Source organism: Xylanibacter ruminicola 23 (assembly GCF_000025925.1).
GTDB classification, from domain to species: domain Bacteria; phylum Bacteroidota; class Bacteroidia; order Bacteroidales; family Bacteroidaceae; genus Prevotella; species Prevotella ruminicola.
On record NC_014033.1, the window covers coordinates 2,635,001 to 2,654,399 of the forward strand.

Here is a 19,399-nt window from a genome sequence, read left to right on the forward strand (position 1 = left end):
CCGGATGGTCCCGGCAGATTCGCGCAGAATTCCTCGTGCTCCGCGTTACTCAGGATACCACTAAGTCTCGTCTCGCTTCGGTTACGGGCCTTTCACCCTCTATGGATCAACTTTCCAGAAGATTCTCCTCACGATTCAAGTACTACGGCGTGGTCCTACAACCCCGTATATGCATTGCTACACATGCGGTTTGGGCTATTCCCCGGTCGCTCGCCACTACTGGGGGAATCATTAGTTTATTTTCTCTTCCTACAGGTACTAAGATGTTTCAGTTCCCTGCGTTTGCCTCTACACTTAGGTGTAGATAACTGGCCTTCAGCCAGCTGGGTTGTCCCATTCGGAAATCCTCGGATCAAAGATTATTTGCATCTACCCGAGGCTTATCGCAGCTTATCACGTCCTTCATCGCCTCCGAGAGCCAAGGCATCCACCAGACGCCCTAACTTTCTTTCGCCTATTACTTTCGATATTGCTATCGAAAAGTAGCTCATACTATCAGCTGTAATTGAGATTTTCGAAAAAATCTACTCAGTTTCTAAAAACAAAGTCTTTTACTTACAGTTTCTTGTGTATCAACATGTCAAAGATCGTTGTACATTAAACATTAAACATGAAACATTAAATTTCAGAGGTTGTCTGTACTTAGTGGAGAATATCGGAGTCGAACCGATGACCCCTTGCTTGCAAAGCAAGTGCTCTAGCCAACTGAGCTAATCCCCCAACTTTTCAGTTCCGGAGTCAGATGTAGTCCCAGGCAGACTTGAACTGCCGACCTCCACATTATCAGTGTGGCGCTCTAACCAACTGAGCTATAGGACTGGCTTCAAGCTTCGCCTCTACTAACGCTCAGCTTCATCTTTCTCTATATTATAAACTTCGGTAGTAAAGAAGCACTGGGTTTGAAATCAAACCTTTTGTAATAGTGTTCTCTCCAGAAAGGAGGTGTTCCAGCCGCACCTTCCGGTACGGCTACCTTGTTACGACTTAGCCCCAATTACCAGTTTCGCTCTAGGCCGATCCTTGCGGTCACGGACTTCAAGCGCCCCCGGCTTTCATGGCTTGACGGGCGGTGTGTACAAGGCCCGGGAACGTATTCACCGCGCCATGGCTGATGCGCGATTACTAGCGAATCCAGCTTCATGGGGTCGGGTTGCAGACCCCAATCCGAACTGAGGAAGGCTTTAAGGATTAGAACATACTTGCGTATATCCGACTCTCTGTACCCCCCATTGTAACACGTGTGTAGCCCCGGACGTAAGGGCCGTGCTGATTTGACGTCATCCCCACCTTCCTCACACCTTACGGTGGCAGTATCTCCAGAGTGCCCAGCATTACCTGATGGCAACTAAAGAAAAGGGTTGCGCTCGTTATGGCACTTAAGCCGACACCTCACGGCACGAGCTGACGACAACCATGCAGCACCTCCACCAGCGTCCCGAAGGACCTCATCATCTCTGAATCGTTCGCTGGCAGTTCAAGCCCGGGTAAGGTTCCTCGCGTATCATCGAATTAAACCACATGTTCCTCCGCTTGTGCGGGCCCCCGTCAATTCCTTTGAGTTTCACCGTTGCCGGCGTACTCCCAAGGTGGGATGCTTAACGATTTCTCTTGGCCGCTCACAGTATATCGCAAACAGCGGGCATCCATCGTTTACCGTGCGGACTACCAGGGTATCTAATCCTGTTCGATACCCGCACCTTCGAGCTTTAGCGTCAGTAAAGGCCTTGTTGGCTGCCTTCGCAATCGGAGTTCTTCGTGATATCTAAGCATTTCACCGCTACACCACGAATTCCGCCAACATCGAACTCACTCAAGATAACCAGTTCGCGACGCAGTTCAGCCGTTGAGCGGCTACATTTCACGTCACGCTTAATCATCAGCCTGCGCTCCCTTTAAACCCAATAAATCCGGATAACGCCTGGACCTTCCGTATTACCGCGGCTGCTGGCACGGAATTAGCCGGTCCTTATTCATATAGTACCTACAAACGGGGACACGTCCCCGACTTTATCCCTATATAAAAGCAGTTTACAACCCATAGGGCCGTCATCCTGCACGCTACTTGGCTGGTTCAGACTTCCGTCCATTGACCAATATTCCTCACTGCTGCCTCCCGTAGGAGTTTGGACCGTGTCTCAGTTCCAATGTGGGGGACCTTCCTCTCAGAACCCCTACTGATCGTCGGCTAGGTGGGCCGTTACCCCGCCTACTACCTAATCAGACGCATCCCCATCCTATAGCGGTAAACCTTTGGTATTCTTCAGATGTCCTCTAAATACAACATAGAGCATTAATCCGACTTTCGCCGGGCTATTCTCTACTATAGGGAAGGTTGGATACGCGTTACTCACCCGTGCGCCGGTCGCCATCAATCAAAGCAAGCTTCGATCATGCTGCCCCTCGACTTGCATGTGTTAAGCCTGTAGCTAGCGTTCATCCTGAGCCAGGATCAAACTCTTCACTGTAAAAATTTGTTTGTTTATTCTTAATAAATAAGAATTATATCTGTCTCAGAACAACTATCCAAATTCAAGAAATTGAAACGGTTTGTTCATTTACCCAAGTACTTCGAAAAGTACTCGCTTCTTGTACTACTTCTGTCTATGTAAATCTTTCAAAGAACTCTTTCTTTCAGTGCTTGTCAGGTGGTGTTCCTGATTTGCGGGTGCAAAGGTACGGCTTTTTTTGAAACTACCAAAACTTTTCGAGAGAAATTTTCATTTTTCATGCATTTTTTTGGTCGCTCTTGACAAATATCAACCTCAAAAATGCTGACACATTATTATATATTATATAGACAGACCGGCATATCCCTAAAAACCATGAGTTAACTCAAAACCCTTCGTGAATTAACTCAAAACCCTTTTTGAATTAACTCACAGCATTTTTTGAGTTCAGAAGAGACTACCTACCCAACTAAGAAATGACTACGTTAATTTCTGATAATTGTTTTGTAGTTTAAGGGATTTAAATTACTTTTGCATTATCAAAAGAAGTAAAACCATCAAAAAGGAAAAAAGCGAAATGAAGAAAGTAATGGTAGGAATTGCCGCTTTGGCGTGTATCGCCATGACAAGTTGCGGCAATATGGGTCAGGTACTCGGTGCCATGACCAATGGTACTGGTGTAGTAAATGCCATCACAAGTGTTATCGGTCTTGATAAGGTAAAACAACAGAATCTGATTGCCACATGGAAATATGCTGGTCCTGGCTGCGCATTTACCAGCGAGAACCTGCTGGCCAAAGCTGGTGGTGAAGTTGCCGCCGTACAGATTGAAGAGAAATTACTGCCCTACTACCAGCAGGTTGGCCTCTCAGCCAGTAACACATATATCACCTTTAACGAAGATGGCACCTTCTCTTCAAAAATAGCCGGTACTCCATTCAACGGCAAATACACTTTCGACGAGGCTACACAGAAAATTTCCTTAAAAGGATTACTGCTCTCGATGAACTGCTATGCAAAGAAAGAGGCAAATGGTATTTCTATCCTGTTCGAAGCCAAGAAGCTGTTGACTGTCCTCCAGACCATGTCGGCTATGAGCGGGAACAAAGATTTGCAAACAATTGGAGATTTGAGCAAAAATTACGATGGCGTACGTGTTGGATTCGATATGAAACGGTAAAATTTGCAAATATATGCAGAAATATTTGGTCGGTTGCGAAATTTTGTATAATTTTGCAACCGATTTCTGAATAAATATACTGAGATGAAAGTAAAGACCAACAGATTAGAAGCCCTGAGACTGATCATATCAAGTCAGCAGTTAGGAAGCCAGGACGAATTGTTGAACGCCCTCCAGAAGGAAGGTTTCAAACTGACGCAAGCCACACTGAGTCGCGATCTGAAGCAACTGAAGGTTGCAAAAGCCGCCTCGATGAGTGGCAACTACGTGTATGTACTGCCCAACGAGACCATGTACAAGCGAGTCAGCACGCCCAACAGCATTCGTGAGATGATGAAGGTACCTGGCTTTATCAGTATCAACTTTTCGGGCAACATGGGTATCATCAAGACACGCCCTGGCTATGCCAGTTCGATTGCCTGGAACATCGACAATAGTGATGTACCTGAAATCTTGGGTACCATTGCTGGTGACGACACCATATTCATTGTAATTAAAGAAGGCGTAAAGCATCAGGATGTGGTAGAAGCTCTGACTGATGTCGTGCCAAACATGAAATAAAGAAGAAAGAAATGGAAGAAGAAATTGAAGTCTTGGTAGCAGGACCTGAACACGAGAAGTACGTAGACACTATCCTCGACACCATTGCAGAGGCTGCAAAGGTGCGCGGTACAGGTATCGCCAAGAGAACGCATGAGTATCTGGCCAAGAAGATGATGGAAGCCAAAGCTGTCATCGCCCTGACCAAAGATGGTAGATTTGCAGGATTCAGCTACATCGAGACTTGGGAGAATCAGCAATATGTAACCACCTCGGGACTGATTGTACACCCCGACTTCAGAGGTAAGCATATTGCCAAGCGCATCAAGGACATGACTTTTACATTAGCCAGAACCCGATGGCCACACGCCAAGATTTTCTCGCTGACCAGTGGTGCAGCAGTGATGGCAATGAACACCGCATTAGGCTATCAGCCAGTTACCTTTGCCGACTTAACCGACGACGAGGCTTTCTGGAAAGGTTGCGAGGGTTGTTGCAATGTTGACGTTCTGCATCGTACAGGTCGCAAATACTGCATCTGTACAGCAATGCTTTACGATCCAACAGAGCATCTGCCAGCAAAGATCTCCGACGATGTACTGGAGAGAATACGCAAAATTGATTCTGTTAGTGAATAGTGAAGGTTCGATACGAAGTATCAAATAGTAAATAATATAAAGCAACAAAGATATGGCAAACAAGAAAGTAGTAGTCGCATTTTCAGGAGGTCTTGACACCTCTTACACCGTTATGAAACTCACCCAGGATGGCTGGGATGTATATGCAGCCTGCGCCAACACAGGCGGTTTTAGCGACGAGCAGTTGAAGAAGAACGAGGAGAACGCCTTTAAGCTTGGTGCAAAGGCTTATGTAACCCTCGATGTAACCCACGAGTATTACGAGAAATCGTTGAAGTATATGATTTTCGGAAATGTGCTGCGTAACAACTGCTACCCCATTTCTGTATCAAGCGAGCGTATTTTCCAGGCTATCGCCATCGCCCGCTATGCCAAGGAGATTGGTGCTGATGCCATCGCCCACGGTTCAACCGGTGCCGGAAACGACCAGATTCGTTTCGACATGACCTTCCTTGTAATGGCACCAGGCGTAGAGATTATCACCCTGACCCGCGATAAGAAACTGACTCGTAAAGAAGAAGTTGACTATCTGAACGAGCACGGATTCTTTGCTGATTTCACCAAGCTGAAGTACTCATATAACGTAGGTATCTGGGGTACCAGTATCTGTGGCGGCGAGTTGCTCGATCCCACACAGGGACTGCCTGAAGAGGCTTACCTGAAGCACGTTACTGCCAAGGAGCAGGAAGCACTGCTGAAGATTCAGTTCGACAAGGGCGAGATTGTAGCCGTAAACGATGAGAAGTTCGACGATAAGGTGAAAGCCATCCAGAAGATTGAAGAGATCGGTGCTAGCTATGCCATTGGTCGTGATGCCAACGTAGGTGATACTATCATCGGTATAAAAGGTCGCGTAGGTTTCGAAGCTGCAGCCCCCAAGCTCATCATCGAAGCTCACCGTCTGCTGGAGAAGTCAACACTCTCTAAGTGGCAGCAGTACTGGAAGGATCAGGTTGCCAACTGGTATGGCATGTTCCTGCACGAGAGTCAGTATCTTGAGCCAGTGATGCCCGATATCGAGGCTATGCTTACCTCTTCGCAGCGCAACGTAACTGGTACAGCAATCCTGAAGCTTCGTCCTTACGGATTTGAGACTGTTGGTATCGACAGTGCTAACGACCTGACCAAGAGCAAGCTGGGCGAATACGGTGAGACTCAGACTGGTTGGACAGCCGACGAGGCCAAAGGCTTCATCAAAGTTAGCTCTACCCCACTGCGTGTATACTACGGCATCCACAAGGACGAGAAAAGATAAGAATCACGGATTTCACGGATAAATACCGATTTTATGATAAAGATTGGAATACTTGGTGCAGCAGGTTATACAGGCGGCGAACTCATCCGCTTGTTGCTGAACCATCCTGAAGCAGAGATTGTGTTTGCCAACTCAGAAAGTAATGCTGGCAATCTGGTATCGGATGTGCACGAAGGTCTGATTGGCGACACCGATCTGAAGTTTACCAGCGAGATGCCTTTCGATAAGGTAGATGTGGTATTCTTCTGTTTCGGTCATGGTAAGAGTGAGGCGTTCCTGAAGGAGCACACCATCCCTGCAAACGTTAAAATCATCGACCTGGCACAGGACTTCCGCATCAAAGGCGACCACGACTATGTGTACGGCCTGCCCGAGATTAACAAGGAGGAGATTATGAAAGCTCAGCACCTGGCTAACCCAGGCTGCTTTGCTACTTGTATCCAGCTCGCACTACTGCCTGCCGCTTATCTGAATCTGCTGAAAGAGGATGTGGCTGTGAATGCCATCACTGGTTCAACCGGTGCAGGCCAGAAGCCAGGCGCCACTACACACTTCTCATGGCGCAACAACAACCTGAGCATCTACAAGCCCTTCCAGCACCAACACATCGCTGAGATTCGTCAGTCATTGAAGCAGATTCAGGGCTATCTTGACGCTGATATCGACTTTATCCCCTATCGTGGCGACTTTGCCCGTGGCATTTTCTGCACAGCAGTTATCAAGACACCTGCCCCAGTAGAAGATGTGATTGAAGCTTACAAGGACTTCTATAAGGATGCAGCCTTTACCCACTATAGCGACAAAGCTATCGACCTGAAGCAGGTAGTAAATACCAACAAAGCTTTGGTACATGTAGAGAAATACGGCAGTAAACTGCTTGTTACCTCTGCTATCGACAACCTGTTGAAGGGTGCTGTTGGTCAGGCTGTACAAAACATGAATATCATGTTCGGCATTGACGAGACTGCCGGACTGAAACTTAAAGCATCAGCTTTCTAACAATTAAAAGAAAGGAAACGACATGAAACTATTCGACGTTTATCCATTGTTCGATGTTAACATCGTAAAAGGAAAAGGTTGTAAAGTGTGGGACGACAAAGGTCAGGAGTATCTCGACCTTTACGGTGGACACGCTGTTATCAGCATCGGCCACTCACATCCCCATTATATTAGTAAGGTAACAGAACAGTTGCAGAACATCGGTTTCTACTCTAACTCTGTTATCAACAAACTGCAAGTACAGCTGGCTGAGCGTTTAGGCAAGATTTCGGGCTACGACGATTATCAGTTGTTCCTGATTAATTCTGGTGCCGAAGCTAACGAGAATGCCCTGAAGTTGGCCTCGTTCAAAACCGGCAACACCCGCGTGCTGAGTTGCGAGAAAGCATTCCACGGCCGTACCAGTCTGGCTGTCGAGGTAACAAACAATCCCAAGATTGTGGCTCCCATCAACGACAACCACCACGTACGTTTCCTGCCTTTGAACGATTTGGAGCCCTGGGTTCGCGAACTGTCGAAAGGTGGCGTAGCAGCTGTAATTCTGGAATGCATCCAGGGTGTAGGCGGTATCCAGATGGCCACACCTGAGTTTGCCCAGGGATTGGCTTACGCTTGTAAGCGTTATGGCGCCGTACTTATCTGCGACGAGATTCAGTGCGGCTATGGCCGAAGCGGAAAATTCTTTGCCCACCAATGGTTAGGCATCAAGCCCGATATCATCACCGTTGCCAAGGGTATCGCTAACGGATTCCCCATGGGTGGTGTGCTGATTTCACCAGAGTTCGAGCCTGTTTACGGACAGTTAGGCACCACCTTTGGTGGTAACCACCTGGCTTGTGCTGCAGCCTTGGCTACACTCGATGTATTTGAGAACGAAGGTCTGGTAGAGAATGCCCGCGAGGTAGGCGACTACCTGATGGAAGGCATTCGCAACATTGGTAGTTCGCACATCAAGGAGGTTCGCGGTCGCGGACTCATGATTGGTATCGAACTCGACATGCCACACGCCATGGTACGTAAGCCACTCATCAAGCATGAGCATTGCTTTACCGGTTGTGCAGGTCAGAACATTCTGCGCTTGCTGCCACCACTCTGTCTCACCAAGGCAGAAGCCGACGACTTTATCGAAAGACTGATTAGAGTAAAACCCGAGGAATTATGAAAATTTCAGTAATAGGCGCAGGCGCCATGGGTGGCGCTACCGTCGAAGGTCTGATCAAAGGCCATCAGTTTAAGAACGAGGATATCACCGTAAGCGATCCTTCGCAAGCGGTTGTAGATAAGTTTGCCAAGTTAGGTGTTAACGTAACTACCGACAACCAGCAGGCAGCCAAGACTGCCGATATTGTTTGCGTAGTTGTAAAACCTTGGTTAGTAGAGCGTGTACTCACCGACATCAAAGCCGAACTCGACCCCAAGAAACAACTACTGATTGTAATTGCCGCAGGCGTTCCTTCAGCAAGCATCAAGGAATGGTTGGGTGCAAACTGTCCCCCACTCTTCCTGGTTATTCCAAACATCGCCATTGCCCAGTTGGCTTCGATGACCTTTATCGTACCTTGCGATACTACCCAGCAGCAGACAGAACTGATTCAGGGTATCTTTAACGATATGGGAACGTCACTCCTCACCGACGAGCAACACTTGGCATCAGGTACCACGCTGGCCAGTTGCGGTATTGCTTATGCCATGCGCTATATCCGTGCGGCAGCCGAAGGTGGTGTAGAGTTAGGCTTCAAGGCCGATGATGCTAAGAAGATTGTGATGCAGACTATGAAAGGCGCTGTTGAACTGCTGGAAGCCAGCGGTATGCACCCCGAAGCTGCCATCGATCTGGTTACCACTCCTGGTGGTTTAACCATCAAGGGTCTCAACGAGATGGAACATGCAGGTTTCACCTCTGCTGTTATCCGCGGTCTTAAAGCAGGACTCAAATGAAACGCCTCCTTTATATTCTGCTTGTCTTATGCCTAAGCCTGACTGCAAAGGCGCAGGACAATGCCAACGCCCGCCAAGCCAAGCGTGTGTTTAATACCGCTTGGAACCATATCTATGGTAAGGAGGGCGTTACATTCCATTATAAGATAGACATTCTTCACGTATACAAAGAAGAAGGCACCTCATGGAATAAGGGCGACAAAGCCAAGTCGGAATATAAGGACTCCAAGATGTGGAACGACGGTAACCTCAAATATATCCTCCGCGAGAAGAAAGGCATCGTAGAGATTCACGACCCTAAAGTAAACAAGAAGAACGAAAAGCTGCAGATGTTCAAATTCGAACCCGACAGCTACAACTACTCTATCGCCAAGGATCCTGACGGTTTGTTGGTCACCCTCCAAGCCAAGCCTGATGCCAAAGTAAAGATGAAAAAGATAATTGCCCTGCTCAATCCAGGCAATTACTATCCCAAGAAGCTACGTATAAAAGTTAGCATTTTCTGGGCCACTATCACTTTTTCAAACTTTAAGGCAGGTAACATCGACGATAGCATTTTCGTTTTCCCCAAAGAAAAATATGCGAATTACAAAATCATAGATGAACGATAAATAACATAGAACACATGGACGAGCAATTAAAGCAAATAGGAGAACGCCTTCGCGGTTTGCGCGATGTTCTCGACATTCCAGTAAGCGAGATGGCCGAGACTATCGGTATCGACTCAGAAAAGTACGAGAAGATTGAGAAAGGTGAGCTTGACATCACCATCTCAAACCTCATGAAGATAGCCCACAAGTATGGTGTATCAGCCGAGGAACTGATGTTTGCCGAGGCACCCCATATGAAGTCGTACTTTGTAGTACGTAAAGGTCAGGGCATGAGCGTAGAGCGCACCAAGGCTTACAAGTATCAGAGTCTGGTAAGTGGATTTGTAAACCACCAGGCCGATGTATTCATTGTAACTGTAGAGCCCAAGCCAGGCGCTCGCACCATTTACAAAAATACCCACCCAGGTCAGGAGTTCAACATGGTACTCGAGGGTAAGATGGAACTCTTTATCGGTGGCAAGACCATCATTCTCGACGAGGGTGACAGCATCTATTTCGACTCATCAAAGCCCCATGGCATGCTGGCCGTAGGCGACAAACCCGTGAAGTTCCTCGCCTTTACAGTCGAAAAGAATTGAAGAATTGAAAGATTGAAGAAATAAATTTATGGTAGAAAGATTTTTAAAGCAGACACATTTCGAGTCTGTAGAGGATTACAATAAGAATCTGGAGTTTATCATTCCAGAGAACTTCAACTTTGCCTACGACGTGATGGATGCGTGGGCAGAGGAAGCACCCGAGAAGTTAGCATTGCTTTGGACCAACGACCAGGGCGAAGAGATACGTACCACCTATGGTGAGTTAAAGGAACAGAGCGATCAGGCTGCATCATACCTGATGTCGCTGGGTATCGGTAAGGGCGATCCCGTCATGCTCATCCTGAAGCGTCACTACGAGTGGTGGGTTATCATGTTGGCGTTATGTAAGATCGGTGCCATTGTAATTCCCGCTACCCACATGCTCACCAAGCACGACTACGTATATCGTAACACACGTGCCTCAGTAAAGGCCATCATCTGTGCTGACGATGACTATATCATCAGTCAGATCAAGCTGGCCATGCCTGAGAGTCCTACGGTAAAGCAATATATCACACTGCGCGACGAGGAAGGTTTCCACAACTGGAAGGCAGAATGGCAGCAGGCCCCCAAGTTCGAGCGTCCTGCCTTCGTTAATAACAACGAAGACACCATGATTATGTACTTCACCTCTGGTACCAGTGGCGAGCCAAAGATGGTTGCACACGATTATCTGTATGCCATGGGCCACCTCACCACAGGTGTATTCTGGCACAACCTGCACGAAGGCTCACTCCACCTCACCGTAGCCGATACTGGTTGGGGTAAGGCTGTATGGGGTAAGTTCTACGGTCAGTGGTTTGCCGGTGCTACCGTGTTCGTATTCGACCACGAGAAGTTTAATGCCGACACCCTGCTGCGCCAGATGGAGAAGTATAAGGTTACCAGTTTCTGTGCACCTCCCACCATCTACCGTTTTATGATTCGTGAGGATTTGAGCAAGTATGACCTGAGCAGTCTCCAGTATTGCTGTACCGCAGGCGAGGCCCTGAACCCCGCAGTATATGATAAGTTCTACGAGAAGACCGGCATCCGCATGATGGAGGGCTTCGGTCAGACCGAAACCACCATGACCCTCGGTACCTTCCCTTGGATGACACCAAAGCCCGGTTCGATGGGTATCCCTAATGCTCAGTACAATATTGATCTGCTGCGTGCCGACGGAACTTCATGTGAGGATGGTGAGAAAGGTGAGATCGTGGTACGCGTAGGCGATAAGAAGCCTATCGGTTTGTTTAAGGGCTACTACCGCGATGAGGAGAAAACCCGCGAGGCCTGGCACGACGGCATCTATCACACCGGAGATATGGCTTGGCGCGATGAAGACGGTTACTACTGGTTCGAAGGTCGTATCGACGATGTGATCAAGAGCTCAGGTTACCGCATTGGCCCATTCGAGGTTGAGAGTGCCCTGATGACTCACCCTGCCGTAGTTGAGTGCGCCATCACAGGTGTACCCGACGATATCCGCGGTATGGTGGTAAAGGCAACCGTTGTACTCGGCAAAGAGTGGAAGGACAAGGCTGGCGACGATCTCGTAAAGGAACTGCAGCAGCATGTTAAAAAGGAGACAGCGCCTTACAAGTACCCACGTATTGTGGAGTTTGTTGACGAACTGCCAAAGACCATCAGTGGTAAGATTCGCCGCGTAGAGATTCGCAAGAAAGACGCGGAGAAATAATGATGAAAGAATAGTTATGGCTGCACATAATGAGTTAGGGAAATGGGGCGAAGACAAAGCCACCGAATACCTACAGCATCATGGCTATCGTATAATAGAACGCGACTGGAAGTCGGGGCGTCGGGATATCGACATCATCGCCACAGACGGTAACGAAGTGGTATTTGTTGAAGTCAAAACCCGTCGCAACCGATTGTTCGGTGACCCTGAAGAGGCTGTCGACTACCGTAAGTTACAGAATCTCCGTCTGGCCATCAACCACTACATTAAGTACCGCCGTATCAACAGCGATGTTAGGTTCGACATTATTACTGTAGTCGGCACGATGGGTCAGCAACCAGAAATAGATCACATCAAAGATGTACGATTATATTAGAAGATGAAGAAAAGAATTGTTATCAAAGTAGGTTCGAACGTACTGACACGAGCAGATGGCAAACTGGACGTCACCCGCATGTCGGCGTTGGTCGATCAGATAGCTTGGTTGCGCAAGCAGAATATCGAGGTGATCCTTGTTACCTCGGGTGCCGTAGCCTGCGGTAGACGCGAACTCACTGTCGACCACTCGCTTGATTCGGTTGAACAGCGCCAGTTGTTCTCTGCTGTCGGTCAGGTAAAACTCGTAGGTCTTTACTACGACTTGTTCCGCGAGTTTGGTATTCACGTTGGTCAGGTGCTCACCATGAAGGAGAACTTCCAGCCAGGCGAGCAGTATCGCAACCAGCAGGCATGTATGACGGTGATGCTGGAGAACGATGTTCTCCCCATCGTTAACGAGAACGACACCGTATCAGTTACCGAGCTGATGTTTACAGATAACGATGAACTCTCGGGCCTCATCGCACAGATGATGAAAGCCGATTCACTGATTCTGCTCTCTAACATCGATGGTATCTATACCGGTCACCCCGATGATCCTTCATCGGAACTGATACAGACCGTTGCACCTTGCACCGACCTTTCAAAATTTATCCAGAAGGAGAAGAGTGCTTTCGGACGTGGTGGTATGCACTCAAAATACCACACGGCCAGCAACATCCAGTCGGCAGGCATCCACGTTATCATCGCTAATGGTACCCGCGATGATATCCTGATCGACTTGATTGAAAGACCAGAGTCAACACCTCACACTGAATTCCTAACATAATAGAGCTATGCAACTCAAAGATACATTCGAACGTGTAAAACGTGCCAGCAAGAGTCTGGCTCTGCTTACCGACGAGCAGCGCAACGAGATACTCAATGCCGTTGCCAATGCTATCATTAATCATAAGGCAAGAATCCTGGAGGCAAACGCCCAGGATTTGGCCAAGATGTCGAAAGCCAACCCATTGTACGACCGTCTGCAACTCACAGATAGCCGTTTAGAGGGTATTGCTTCCGACATGCGCAACGTAGCCACCCTCCCCTCACCATTGGGACATGTCACCAAACAGAAAACGCTACCTAACGGACTTCGTCTATGTCGTGTCAGCGTGCCCTTTGGTGTAATTGGTATGATTTACGAAGCGCGCCCTAATGTTACGTTCGATGTATTCTCGCTCTGCTTTAAGAGCGGTAATGCTTGCATACTGAAAGGTGGAAAGGATGCCGACTGCAGTAACCGCGAGGAAGTTGCACTCATTCATGAGATATTGGAACAGTTTGGTGTATCCAAAGATGTGGTTGCCCTGCTGCCCGCCACTCATGAGGCTACAGGCGAGATGCTGAATGCTGTGGGTTATGTAGATCTCTGCATTCCTCGTGGCGGTCGTAAGCTGATTGACTTTGTGCGCGACACAGCTCGTATACCTGTTATCGAAACAGGTGCCGGTGTAGTAAACACCTATTTCGACGCCGAGGGCGACTTAGAGATGGGATGTGCAATCATTAACAATGCCAAAACTCGCCGTGTATCTGTTTGCAACGCACTCGACTGTCTGCTAATACACGAGAGCCGCCTGGCCGATCTGCCTGCTCTCTGCCAGAAAATGGCCGACAAGCATGTTATCATCTATGCCGACAAACAGGCATACCAAGCCCTCGATGGCAATTATCCTTTCTTGGAGCCAGCCACCGACGACAGTTTCGGAACCGAGTTTATGGATTATAAGCTTGCTATCAAGACTGTTGCTTCGCTTGACGAAGCTCTCGACCATATAGACCAGAACGGCAGCGGACATAGCGAAGCTATCGTTACGATGAACGAACAAACTGCCCGTAAGTTCCAGGCTCATGTTGATGCAGCCTGCGTTTACTGGAATGCCCCCACCTCGTTTACCGATGGTGCTCAGTTCGGTCTTGGTGCCGAGATTGGCATTTCTACCCAGAAGCTAGGCCCCCGTGGTCCTATGGCACTCGAAGAAATAACCACCTACAAGTGGCTCATCGAAGGTGAAGGACAGATACGTCCATAGTTATATATAAGGAGGGAACAAAATGAAAAGAAACATTACTATATACCTACTATTCTTTGTGCTGCCACTTATAGTGGCGGCCCAAAGTCATCAGACCGAACTTGATCGGTTGACAAAGGAGATGTACCGTCTGTACTCCTCACACGAGGTTGAGCAGTTCATGAATATCACCGACCAACTGAAAGACGCTTGCCAGAAAGCGAAAGACGAAGATCTCTACTACCGGACCTGGGCCAACCAGGCCTCCTTTGCATTTTCAAAAATCAGCAGAGACAAAGGCATTGAGATAGCCAAGGCTCTGAACGAGTATAGCCAGCAACACGACAGCAAACTAGGTATATACTATTCGTCACTCATCACAGCCAGCCAGTCCAGCGTCCTCAGGATGGAAATACAGGCTGAGCAGAATTACTTAAAAGCCTTAAAATATAAACAATCTTTTTTGCCCCATATCAATGCCGCTCCGGCCTATTTGGGACTAGCAAAAATCTATCACAATCGCAGAGACCAGAAGAAAGTGCTCGAAATGGCCGAAAAAGCCTTGAAAGAACCCAACCTCACAGGACCTTCGATTGTAGATGCATGGAGTTATCGATGCATCGCAGCCATGTATCATCAGGGAGCCAATCAAAAAACAGAGTTGAACAAGGCTTACGCGGAATGGAAAAAAGTCTCAGAGAAGTATCATTACCGTTCGCTCTTTGCTAACGATATTGAAATCTACCATGCCCGTGTTAACGGCGACTACGAGAAAATGCTCGAATTGGCCCAAAAAGTGAAGTTGCCCCAAGAACGAGCCCAGTTTATCTCTTACGCTTACGAATGGTTGGGGAAATGGGAAGATGCCCTCAAATACTTCAAAGAGTATAAAAGGGTTAGCGACTCCATCAACACGGCCGACATACGTAAGCAATCGGCAGAGCATACCATGCAGATGGACATCATCCGAGCCGAGAACGAAGCAAAGAAATTGAAGTTGCACAACCAGGAACTACGTTTGGAACGCCAAGCCAACGAACTGGAACAAGAACGCTTGGAGAAAGAAGCATTAGATCTGACACTTAAGAATCGCGACATCGAGTTGCAGCATGCAGCAACGCTTCTGAAGAATGACAGCCTTGACCGTCACGCACAACAGCTAAAACTAAGCGAATACCAGTCGAAGCTGGAAGCGCGACAGAGTAAGGAGAAGACAGAACGCATCACCCTCTGGGCAGCCATCAGTGTGGGTCTGCTCATCATCACTTTCCTGTGCATCTATCTATACCGTCGCAGCCGTCACATGAAAGATCTGACTGTGGCCTACGACAAGTTGGAGACTGCCTACGAGCAGTTGGAACAGACCACCGCAGCAAAGGAGCGCATTGAGAGTGAGCTGCGTATTGCCCGCGACATCCAGATGTCAATGGTGCCACACGAATTCCCCGAGCGTCCCGACCTGGATCTCTACGCCTCGATGACTCCAGCCAAAGAGGTTGGTGGCGACCTTTACGATTTTCTGCTCGAAGACGATATCTTATACTTCTGTTTAGGCGACGTTTCTGGTAAGGGAGTTCCTGCTTCGTTATTCATGGCTCAAACCACCCGTTTGTTCCGTGCACTGGCCAAGCAGCACATGATGCCTGCTACGATAGCCACCCGACTGAACAACGAACTGACAGAGAAGAACGACAACGGCATGTTCGTCACTATGTTCATTGGTCAGCTAAATCTTACCAACGGCCAACTCCATTTCTGCAATGCCGGGCACAATCCCCCTGTCATCGGAGGCGATGAGCAGCAAGGTTCATTCCTTGAGATGGAGTCGAATGCCCCTATCGGTCTATGGCCGGAACTTGAATATATCGGCGAGGAGATTGCATCCATCAAGGGGCGTCCTCTCTTCATTTATTCCGATGGACTTAATGAAGCCGAGAACATCAAGCTGGAACAGTTTGGCGACGAGCATATGCTGGATATACTACGGCATACAAAATTCAAAGACGCCCGCCATGTAGTAGAACTGATGGAAGCCGAAGTAGAGCGCCATCGTCATGGTGCCGAACCTAACGACGACATGACCATCATGTGCCTCAAAGCATTGAACATTAATAAAATAAAGATATGAACTGTTTTATCAACGTAGAAGACCTCGGCCCATTGGATAAGGCGATGGCCGAAGCATTTGAGATTAAGAACGATCGTTACAAGTATCAGCATCTGGGTAAAAACAAGACCCTGATGATGATTTTCTTTAATAATTCGCTCCGCACCCGTCTCAGCACCCAGAAGGCAGCAATGAACTTAGGCATGAATGTGATTGTGCTTGATGTAAATGCCGGTGCATGGAAGTTGGAAACCGAGCGTGGTGTGATTATGGATGGCGACAAGAGCGAGCATCTGCTTGAGGCTATTCCAGTAATGGGTTGCTACTGCGACTTGATTGGTGTACGCTCGTTTGCCGGACTTACCGACCGTGAGTACGACTATGCCGAGACCGTGCTGCAACAGTTCATCAAATATAGCGGTCGTCCCGTATTTGCAATGGAAACAGCTACAGTTCATCCCCTACAGGCCTTTGCCGATCTCATCACCATCGAGGAGCATAAGGTAGTAGAACGTCCAAAGGTAGTCCTCACTTGGGCACCTCATTGCCGTGCATTGCCTCAGGCTGTACCTAACTCGTTCGCCCAGTGGATGAACGCCGCTCCCGATGTTGACTTCGTCATCACCCACCCCGAGGGTTACGAACTCGATCCAAAGTTCGTAGGTAATGCCCGCGTAGAGTACGATCAGAAGAAAGCTTTCGAGGGTGCAGATTTCATTTATGCAAAAAACTGGAGTAACCCAGGTGTAACAAACCTTGCCGATTATGGAAAGATTACCAGCAAAGATATGTCGTGGACAGTTGACACAGAGCACATGTCATGGACAAACAATGGTAAGTTCATGCACTGTCTGCCCGTTCGTCGTAACCTTATTGTAACAGACGATGTGATTGAGAGCCCCAACAGCCTTGTAATCCCCGAGGCAGCCAACCGCGAGATCAGCTGTTCGGTAGTTATCAAGCGCATGCTCGAAGCCCTTTAACCGCAAGCAACAATTCCCGATAACAATGCCCCGCGTCATCAGCGGCGCGGGGCATCCATTACCCCAAAAACATCATGAAACATTATCTATACCTTTTTGTACTTTTAACCTTGGCATTTCTCGGTAGCAACAAGATCTATGCTGATACCGACAACATAGAACAGGAACTAGCCATGCGCGTTCAACAAGCGCAGGTAAGTGGCAGCGATTCTGACTTCTACAATGCTCATAAACTATTTCTCAACCACTTGGAGAAGAACCAAACTTGGGATAAATTCTACCGTGCTTGGATGAACCGCGTTATTTACGATGTTAACCACAAGCACTTCCACCGTGCCTATACTGAGATTCATCGCATTACCGAAGATATCCGCGATCGCCATCAGGAGAAATATCTGTATATCCCCCACATGTGTCTGGGTTTCTTCTATTTCGGCAGAAACCAACCAGAAATGGGTGAGACATACTTTCGTAAGGCTCTTCAGGGAGTAGATGCCAACAAAGAACCCATATCAGTATTCAATTGCTACCTATCTTTGGCTCAAGCACTTAGCGGAAACCATCCTACCGAGGCCATGGCATGCCTCGACAGTCTGCCAAAACAAATGCTCGATAACCCGATGTACGATAGCGGCGTGCTGGGCTTTCGTTGCATCATCGCCAACCGCCTAGGCGACCGCCAGGCATTCGACCGCTACTATGCCCGCTACGACAGTATTCGCCAGAATAATCCTGCAGGGTTTAATCCTGCCAACCTGTATCAGGTAATGGTTTGTCATTATATGTTGAAAAACGACTATAAGCACGCTTTGGCTTGGTGCGACTCTGTTGATGTGCCGATGATGGCAAACGAGCTGCGACTGGATGTATATGAAAAGATGGGCGATTGGCAACATGCCTTCCGTGCCGCCGAACTCAAGGACAGTTTTCAACAGATTGACGAGCGCGAGGTGCTCGAGGATGATATCATGGATATCTCGCACGGCATCGATATGCTTCAAGCCGAACAGGAGAAAGGCGAACTGCGCCACAAGCAATTAATGTTGGGAGGTCTATTGTCTACAGTCATCATCTTACTGCTTATAGCCATACTTATCTATCGCTATTTCAAAAATCTCAAGTTGAAAGAGCAGTTCCATGAGTTACAGGAGGCCCGCCGTCGAGCTAAGGCCGGTCAGGCTATCCGTCGTGCCTTTGTAACAACCATCTTTGAAAAGCTCAAATCACCTATCAGTTCGCTGCTAAACTATGCACGCATATTCAACGACCCAGAATTCAAACTCAAACCCGAGGAACGCAGTAAGCGTTATCGCGATATTGTTGCTGCAGCCAAGAACATCGAATCGTTGATGGACCCAGTACTTGATTCTTACTCACGTGGCGATTTAGGAATTACTGATGAGGAGAAACGTGTTTGTCAGGATGCGCTCCGCTCGCCGTTACAGACACTGATTGGTACTGCAGAAGTTATCATCGATGCCGACGGACAGTTGCCCCACGATGAGTATATGCAGTTACGCTCAGCTATCTGCCGTGATGCCTACGATGTAGCTACATCTACCCGCAAGCTGATATTATTCAGTCTCTATGGCGATGCTTATCCTATCCCTATGAACTACGAGATTGGTCTTAACGAAATGGCACGTACCACTCTAAACAGTTACGACCAGCATTTCAAAACCCAACCCAAGAACATCGAGTTTGTAACAGATGTGGCCGACGATGTGAAGATTACCACCAATATGCTGCTGCAGGAGCTGATTAACTGCCTGCTCGACAATGTTGTAAAATATGCCACAGGCGATACGCTGCAGTTAAGCTGTCACACCCTAACCGATGGTAGCTATGCGATTGCTGTAAGCAACGAAGGCCCCACCATCCCAGCGAGTGATGCTGAGCATATCTTTGTGCCGTTTGTACGTCTGTCGCCCAACGAGCATACACTTGGCGTTGGCTTGCCATTGGCCCGATGCTTAGCCACCTCGATGGGATACACCCTCACCCTCGACACCACTTACACACAAGGTGCCCGGTTTGTGGTTAGATTAAAATAAAAAATAATCCCCG

At 48.1% G+C, this 19,399-nt stretch carries 16 protein-coding genes, 2 tRNA genes and 2 rRNA genes (1 of these 20 only partly in view); 16 read left to right on the top strand and 4 right to left on the bottom strand.

Going from position 1 to position 19,399, the window contains the following annotated elements:
• From PRU_RS11295 to PRU_RS11310, 4 genes are all read right to left on the bottom strand, one after another.
• Positions 1 to 454, bottom strand: a 23S ribosomal RNA gene (locus tag PRU_RS11295); it reaches 2,444 nt to the left of the window's first position.
• A 192-nt stretch (positions 455 to 646) separates the two neighbouring features.
• Positions 647 to 720 (bottom strand) — tRNA-Ala (locus tag PRU_RS11300).
• 25 nt (positions 721 to 745) lie between these two features.
• Positions 746 to 819: transfer RNA gene (locus PRU_RS11305), tRNA-Ile, on the bottom strand.
• Between the two features lie 116 nt (positions 820 to 935).
• Positions 936 to 2,465 (bottom strand): 16S ribosomal RNA (locus PRU_RS11310).
• Together the 16S and 23S rRNA genes with 2 tRNA genes alongside form the textbook arrangement of a ribosomal RNA operon.
• A gap of 559 nt (positions 2,466 to 3,024) precedes the next feature.
• Here PRU_RS11310 and PRU_RS11315 point away from each other — a divergent pair.
• From PRU_RS11315 to PRU_RS11390, 16 genes are all read left to right on the top strand, one after another.
• Complete coding sequence (locus PRU_RS11315) at positions 3,025 to 3,627, top strand: DUF4923 family protein (protein ID WP_041386157.1); 603 nt, start codon at positions 3,025 to 3,027, stop codon at positions 3,625 to 3,627.
• A gap of 84 nt (positions 3,628 to 3,711) precedes the next feature.
• Positions 3,712 to 4,188, top strand: a complete 477-nt coding sequence (argR, locus tag PRU_RS11320; protein ID WP_013064565.1) for an arginine repressor — start codon at positions 3,712 to 3,714, stop codon at positions 4,186 to 4,188.
• Positions 4,189 to 4,199: 11 nt separating this feature from the next.
• Entirely contained in the window at positions 4,200 to 4,805 is a 606-nt protein-coding gene (locus PRU_RS11325) for a GNAT family N-acetyltransferase (protein ID WP_013065362.1), read from the top strand.
• A gap of 52 nt (positions 4,806 to 4,857) precedes the next feature.
• Complete coding sequence (locus PRU_RS11330; RefSeq protein ID WP_013063102.1) at positions 4,858 to 6,060, top strand: argininosuccinate synthase; 1,203 nt, start codon at positions 4,858 to 4,860, stop codon at positions 6,058 to 6,060.
• 33 nt (positions 6,061 to 6,093) lie between these two features.
• Positions 6,094 to 7,059 carry an N-acetyl-gamma-glutamyl-phosphate reductase gene (gene argC, locus PRU_RS11335; protein WP_013063858.1) on the top strand — a complete coding sequence of 322 codons (966 nt, stop codon included), beginning with the start codon at positions 6,094 to 6,096 and terminating at the stop codon, positions 7,057 to 7,059.
• A gap of 22 nt (positions 7,060 to 7,081) precedes the next feature.
• Positions 7,082 to 8,221: an aspartate aminotransferase family protein gene (locus PRU_RS11340; RefSeq protein ID WP_013065706.1), complete on the top strand. Its 1,140-nt coding sequence runs from the start codon at positions 7,082 to 7,084 to the stop codon at positions 8,219 to 8,221.
• Positions 8,218 to 8,997 (top strand): pyrroline-5-carboxylate reductase family protein, encoded by a 780-nt coding sequence (locus tag PRU_RS11345; RefSeq protein WP_013063049.1) that lies wholly within the window; start codon positions 8,218 to 8,220, stop codon positions 8,995 to 8,997. Before PRU_RS11340 ends, PRU_RS11345 begins: the two co-directional genes overlap by 4 nt.
• Complete coding sequence (locus PRU_RS11350) at positions 8,994 to 9,608, top strand: hypothetical protein (protein ID WP_013064121.1); 615 nt, start codon at positions 8,994 to 8,996, stop codon at positions 9,606 to 9,608. Before PRU_RS11345 ends, PRU_RS11350 begins: the two co-directional genes overlap by 4 nt.
• Before the next feature lie 14 nt (positions 9,609 to 9,622).
• Entirely contained in the window at positions 9,623 to 10,186 is a 564-nt protein-coding gene (locus PRU_RS11355; protein ID WP_013064828.1) for a helix-turn-helix domain-containing protein, read from the top strand.
• 28 nt (positions 10,187 to 10,214) lie between these two features.
• Positions 10,215 to 11,867 (top strand): AMP-binding protein, encoded by a 1,653-nt coding sequence (locus tag PRU_RS11360; RefSeq protein WP_013064503.1) that lies wholly within the window; start codon positions 10,215 to 10,217, stop codon positions 11,865 to 11,867.
• Between the two features lie 16 nt (positions 11,868 to 11,883).
• Positions 11,884 to 12,243, top strand: coding sequence for a YraN family protein (locus PRU_RS11365; RefSeq protein WP_013065319.1), 360 nt, complete (start codon positions 11,884 to 11,886; stop codon positions 12,241 to 12,243).
• A gap of 3 nt (positions 12,244 to 12,246) precedes the next feature.
• Positions 12,247 to 13,014 (top strand): glutamate 5-kinase, encoded by a 768-nt coding sequence (gene proB / locus PRU_RS11370; protein ID WP_013064408.1) that lies wholly within the window; start codon positions 12,247 to 12,249, stop codon positions 13,012 to 13,014.
• A gap of 7 nt (positions 13,015 to 13,021) precedes the next feature.
• Complete coding sequence (locus PRU_RS11375) at positions 13,022 to 14,263, top strand: glutamate-5-semialdehyde dehydrogenase (protein WP_013065166.1); 1,242 nt, start codon at positions 13,022 to 13,024, stop codon at positions 14,261 to 14,263.
• 22 nt (positions 14,264 to 14,285) lie between these two features.
• A complete protein-coding gene (locus PRU_RS15410) occupies positions 14,286 to 16,370 on the top strand; it encodes a PP2C family protein-serine/threonine phosphatase (RefSeq protein ID WP_224083047.1) in 2,085 nt (694 codons plus the stop codon).
• Entirely contained in the window at positions 16,367 to 17,332 is a 966-nt protein-coding gene (locus PRU_RS11385; RefSeq protein ID WP_013064249.1) for a Rossmann-fold NAD(P)-binding domain-containing protein, read from the top strand. Before PRU_RS15410 ends, PRU_RS11385 begins: the two co-directional genes overlap by 4 nt.
• 74 nt (positions 17,333 to 17,406) lie before the next feature.
• Positions 17,407 to 19,386 carry a sensor histidine kinase gene (locus PRU_RS11390; RefSeq protein WP_013063980.1) on the top strand — a complete coding sequence of 660 codons (1,980 nt, stop codon included), beginning with the start codon at positions 17,407 to 17,409 and terminating at the stop codon, positions 19,384 to 19,386.
• The last annotated feature ends 13 nt before the right edge of the window (positions 19,387 to 19,399 follow it).